Origin of the sequence: Burkholderia sp. LMU1-1-1.1, assembly GCF_040675865.1 — a bacterium.
Classification (GTDB): Bacteria; Pseudomonadota; Gammaproteobacteria; order Burkholderiales; family Burkholderiaceae_D; genus Rugamonas.
Genome location: NZ_JBEGHG010000032.1, coordinates 1 through 4,432, shown reverse-complemented (window position 1 = coordinate 4,432; position 4,432 = coordinate 1). Strand labels below are relative to the sequence as shown.

Sequence of the window (4,432 nt, the reverse complement as noted above, 5' to 3'; positions counted from 1 at the left end):
GCGCTGGCCGCGCTGGCGCTGGCGCTGGCCGCGCTGGCGGCGGGCGCGCCGGCGCGCGCCGGCAACGACGCCGACGCCCAGGCCGTGCAGCAGGACCTGTACCAGGAGGCGCTGCAGTCGATCGCCGAGGGCCGCCAGGCCGACGCCAGCCGCACGCTGGCGCAGATGATCGCCCAGGGACCGGCCAACGCCGGCGAATGGCTGGACCTGGGCATGCTGCAGTGCGCGCTGGGCCACAGCGAGGAGGCCGAACAGATCTTCCGCAGCATCGAGACGCGCTTCGACCCGCCCAAGGGCATCCGCGACATCATCGCCGGCCAGCGCAGCCAGGGTTGCTACGTGTGGGTGGCGCACAGCCAGTGGTCGGTGACGGCGGCGCGCGGCGACGACCGCAACGTCAACCAGGGCGCCAGCAACCCGCTCTACGCCATCGGCGGCGGCGCCGGCGGCACCCTCGAGCTGCTGCCCGAGTACCTGCCGCAGGCCGACCGCTACAGCGTGCTGTCGGCCGACTACCTGCGCGACCTCGACCAGAACGGCACGCTCGGCTTCGCCCAGCTCTACGCGCGCCGCAACGACCACCTGTCGCACTACGACACCATTTCCGCCTACGGCGGCGTCGAGCGCGCATGGCGCTTCAAGCGCTGGCAGGTGCGCGGCACGGCCGGCGTCGGCGCGCTCACGCTGGGCGGCCAGATGTACCAGAAACAATTCCAGCTGCAGGCGCGCGTGACGCCGCCGCTGCGCCTGCCGCAGGGGATGGATTGGACCGTGCTCGGCGGGCTGACCCACATGGGCTACCAAAGCCTGAGCAACTTCGACTCCAACACCGTCGAGCTGCGCAACACGCTCGGCTACCGCGGCGCGGCGCTGCAGGGCCAGCTCTGGCTGGGCTGGCAGCGCGACCGCGCCCTCGGCGAGCGCCCCGGCGGCGACCGCCAGGGCTGGAGCGCCGGCGCCTACGCGCGCGGGGCGCTGTGGCGGCGGCTCGAAGGCGAACTGGAAGGGACGGCGCAGCGCTGGCGCGGCGCCGCCGCCTACTCGCCCGGGCTGATCGACGAGGTGCGCCACCAGCGCACGGGGGCGCTGCGCGCCGCGCTGCTGTATCCGCTCGGGCGCAACAGCACCGTGCAGCTCGAGTGGCGCCAGGTGCGCAACCGCGAGAACATCTCGCTGTTCCAGTACAACAACCGCCAGCTGCAGCTGAGCTGGCGCTGGCAGGACGGCCGCTGACGCCGCGCCAGACGCTACAATATAACCATGAAGTCCGCCAACAAACCCCACCATCCCGCCGACCCGGCCGGCCAGCCGGCCGCCGGCCAGGAGCCGAAAACCGTCAATGTCCAGGTCCACCTGCGCAAGATCCCGCTGCTCGCCGACCTCGAGGAGGACGATTTCCTGCGCATCCGCCCCGAGCTGCGCTACCGCCAGTACGCCAAGCGCGACGTGGTGCTGCAAAAGGGCGGCAACGGCGACGGCCTGCTGTTTTTGCTGTCGGGCCAGTTGCAGGTGATCGACGTCACCGAGGACGGGCGCGCGATCGGCCTGCGCATGCTCGCGCCGGGCGACTTCTTCGGCGAGATCGCCGTCATCAGCGGCTCGACCCGCACCGCCTCGGTGGTGGCGATGAACGACGTGCTGGTGGCGTTCCTGCCGGCGCCGGCCGCGCTGCACCTGTTTTCGCACGCGCCGTCGGTGGCCAACAAGATGCTGCGCCACCTGGCCGAGAAGATCCAGCGCGACTCCGAGTTCCGCACCTTGCTGAGCATTAACAACACCACGCGCCGCATCTACACCTTCCTGGTCCAGCTCAAGAAGGCCCAGCCGGGCCAGCCGGACGTGGTCGAGAACCTGCCGACCCACCAGGACATCGCCAACATGATCAACACCAGCCGCGAGACGGTGACGCGGGCGCTGGCCGCGCTGACCCAGCAGGGCATCGTGCAGAAGGACACCCACCGCCTGATCATCCTCGACCCGCAGGCGCTGCAAAAGCTGGTCGAGGGGCCGGCGTGAGCGCGCCCGCCGTCGCGCGCGGCGCCCTGCGGCCGCCATGTGTATATAATACCGCCCCCGAGGCGCGCTTGCGCGCGCTGCCACCCCTGACCCTGTGAGCACCATGCCTTTTCCGCTTCCATCCCGCGCCCCCGCCGGAGCCGCCCCATGATGGCGCTCGGCCAGTTGCGCAACATCGCCAACTTCCGCGGCTTCATCCACACCAGCGTGCGCCGCGAATTCCAGTCCAAATACCGCAATTCGGTGCTCGGCGCGGCCTGGATGGTGCTCAACCCGCTGGCCATGATCGTCGTCTACACGGTCGTGTTCGCCCAGGTGATGCGCTCGCGCCTGCCCGGCAACGACACCACCTTCGCCTACAGCATCTACCTGTGCGCCGGCGTGCTGACCTGGAACTACTTCGCCGAGATCACCACCAAGGCGCAGAGCATGTTCCTCGACAACGCCGGCCTGATCAAGAAGATCAACTTCCCGCGCATCTGCCTGCCCATCATCGTCGTGCTCAACGCCAGCCTGAACTTCGCCATCATCTTCGGCCTGTTCACCGCGTTCCTGCTGCTGTCGGGCAACTTCCCCGGCCTGCCCTTCCTGGCGCTGGCGCCGCTGCTGGCGCTGCAGGTGGCGCTGGCCATCGGCCTGGGCCTCGTGCTCGGCGTGCTCAACGTGTTTTTCCGCGACGTCGGCCAGTTCTTCAGCATCGCGCTGCAATTCTGGTTCTGGTTCACGCCGGTGGTCTACCCGGTCGCCGTGCTGCCGGCCGACGTGCGCGGGTGGCTCGTGTGGAACCCGATGGCGCCGCTGGTGATCGGCTACCAGCAGGTGCTGGTGGGCCGCCAGTGGCCGCACTGGGGGTCGCTGCTGGTGCCGGCCGCCGTGGCGCTGGCGCTGTGCGCGCTGGGCATGCACCTGTTCCGCCGCCGCGCGGGGGAAATGGTGGACGAACTATGAACGGCCAAATCGTCGTCAGCGACCTGGGCAAGGCCTACCGGCGCTACCCCACCCACCGCGCGCGCCTGCTCGAATGGCTGCTGCCGAAGGCGGCGCCGCGCCACGAGACGGTGTGGGTGCTGCGCGGCATCGACTTCGCCGTGCAGCCGGGCGAGGCGGTCGGCATCATCGGCATCAACGGCGCCGGCAAGAGCACCCTGCTCAAGCTGATCACCGGCACGGCCGCGCCGACCACCGGCAAGGTGGCCATCGGCGGGCGCGTGGCGGCCATGCTGGAACTGGGCATGGGCTTCCATCCGGACTTCTCGGGCCGCCAGAACGCCCTGATGGCCGGCCAGCTGCTCGGCGTGGGCGCGGCCGAGATGGCCGAGCTCATGCCCGGGATCGAGGCCTTCGCCGAGATCGGCGCCTACCTCGACCAGCCGGTGCGGGTCTATTCGAGCGGCATGCAGATGCGCCTGGCCTTCGCGGTGGCCACCGCGCGCCGCCCGGACGTGCTCATCGTCGACGAGGCGCTGTCGGTGGGCGACGCCTACTTCCAGCACAAGAGCTTCGAGCGCATCCGCGGCTTCCGCGAACAGGGCACCACCCTGCTCATCGTCTCGCACGACAAGGGCGCCATCCAGTCGGTGTGCGACCGCGCCATCCTGCTCGACGCCGGGCGCATCGCCATGCAGGGCGCGCCCGAGGAGATCATGGACTACTACAACGCCATGCTGGCCGAGCGCGAGAACCAGAGCGTGCGCCGGGAAACCCACGACAGCGGCAAGGTGCAGACCATCTCCGGCAGCGGCGAGGCCAGCGTCGAGGACATCGCGCTGCTCGACGCCGACGGCAACGCGGCCGAGGTGCACGGCGTGGCCGCCGCCGTCACGCTGCGCGTGCGGGTGGCCGTGCACGCGCCGATCGCGCGCCTGACGCTGGGCTTTCGCATCAAGGACCGGCTCGGCCAGCCGGTGTTCGGCACCAACACCTTCCACATGGGGCGCGAGCTGCCGCCGGTGGCCGCCGGCGAGCGCCTCACGCTCAGCTTCCGCTTCCCCCTCAACCTGGGCCCGGGCAGCTACTCGGTCGCCACCGCCCTGCACAGCGCCGACACCCACCTGGTCGACAACTACGAGTGGCGCGACCTGGCGCTGGTGTTCCAGGTGATGAACCTGCAGCACCTGTATTTCGAAGGCAGCACCTGGCTCGCTCCCGAGCTCGACGTGCAACACAGCGAGTGCCCATGAGCTTTATCTCCTACGCCCCCAATTTCGAGGACGTGCTGCTGTGGCGCGCGCTGCGCCACGTCGAGCACGGCTTTTACATCGACCTGGCGCCCACCGCCGTCCGGCTCGGCTCGTCCACCTGGGCGCTCTACGAGCGCGGCTGGCGCGGCCTGCACCTGACGCCGGCGCCGGCCCTGGCGCGCCAGCTGCGCGCGGCGCGCCCGGCCGACGTCACGCTCGACGGCGTGGCCGGGGCC

At 70.4% G+C, this 4,432-nt stretch carries 4 protein-coding genes and 1 pseudogene; all 5 read left to right on the top strand.

The genetic code is table 11. The annotated features are described in order from the left end of the window. On the top strand, positions 1 to 1,233 hold a 1,233-nt coding region (locus tag MRBLMU1_RS21565), incomplete at its 5' end, for a tetratricopeptide repeat protein (protein WP_363505521.1). Between the two features lie 27 nt (positions 1,234 to 1,260). After that, entirely contained in the window at positions 1,261 to 2,016 is a 756-nt protein-coding gene (locus MRBLMU1_RS21560) for a Crp/Fnr family transcriptional regulator (protein ID WP_363505518.1), read from the top strand. Between the two features lie 147 nt (positions 2,017 to 2,163). After that, positions 2,164 to 2,964: an ABC transporter permease gene (locus MRBLMU1_RS21555; protein ID WP_363505515.1), complete on the top strand. Its 801-nt coding sequence runs from the start codon at positions 2,164 to 2,166 to the stop codon at positions 2,962 to 2,964. Further along, positions 2,961 to 4,196, top strand: coding sequence for an ABC transporter ATP-binding protein (locus MRBLMU1_RS21550; protein ID WP_363505512.1), 1,236 nt, complete (start codon positions 2,961 to 2,963; stop codon positions 4,194 to 4,196). The genes MRBLMU1_RS21555 and MRBLMU1_RS21550 overlap by 4 nt, the downstream gene beginning before the upstream one ends. Further along, positions 4,193 to 4,432 (top strand): annotated as a pseudogene (locus MRBLMU1_RS21545) (FkbM family methyltransferase); the annotation flags it as partial. The gene MRBLMU1_RS21550 and the pseudogene MRBLMU1_RS21545, both read left to right, overlap by 4 nt.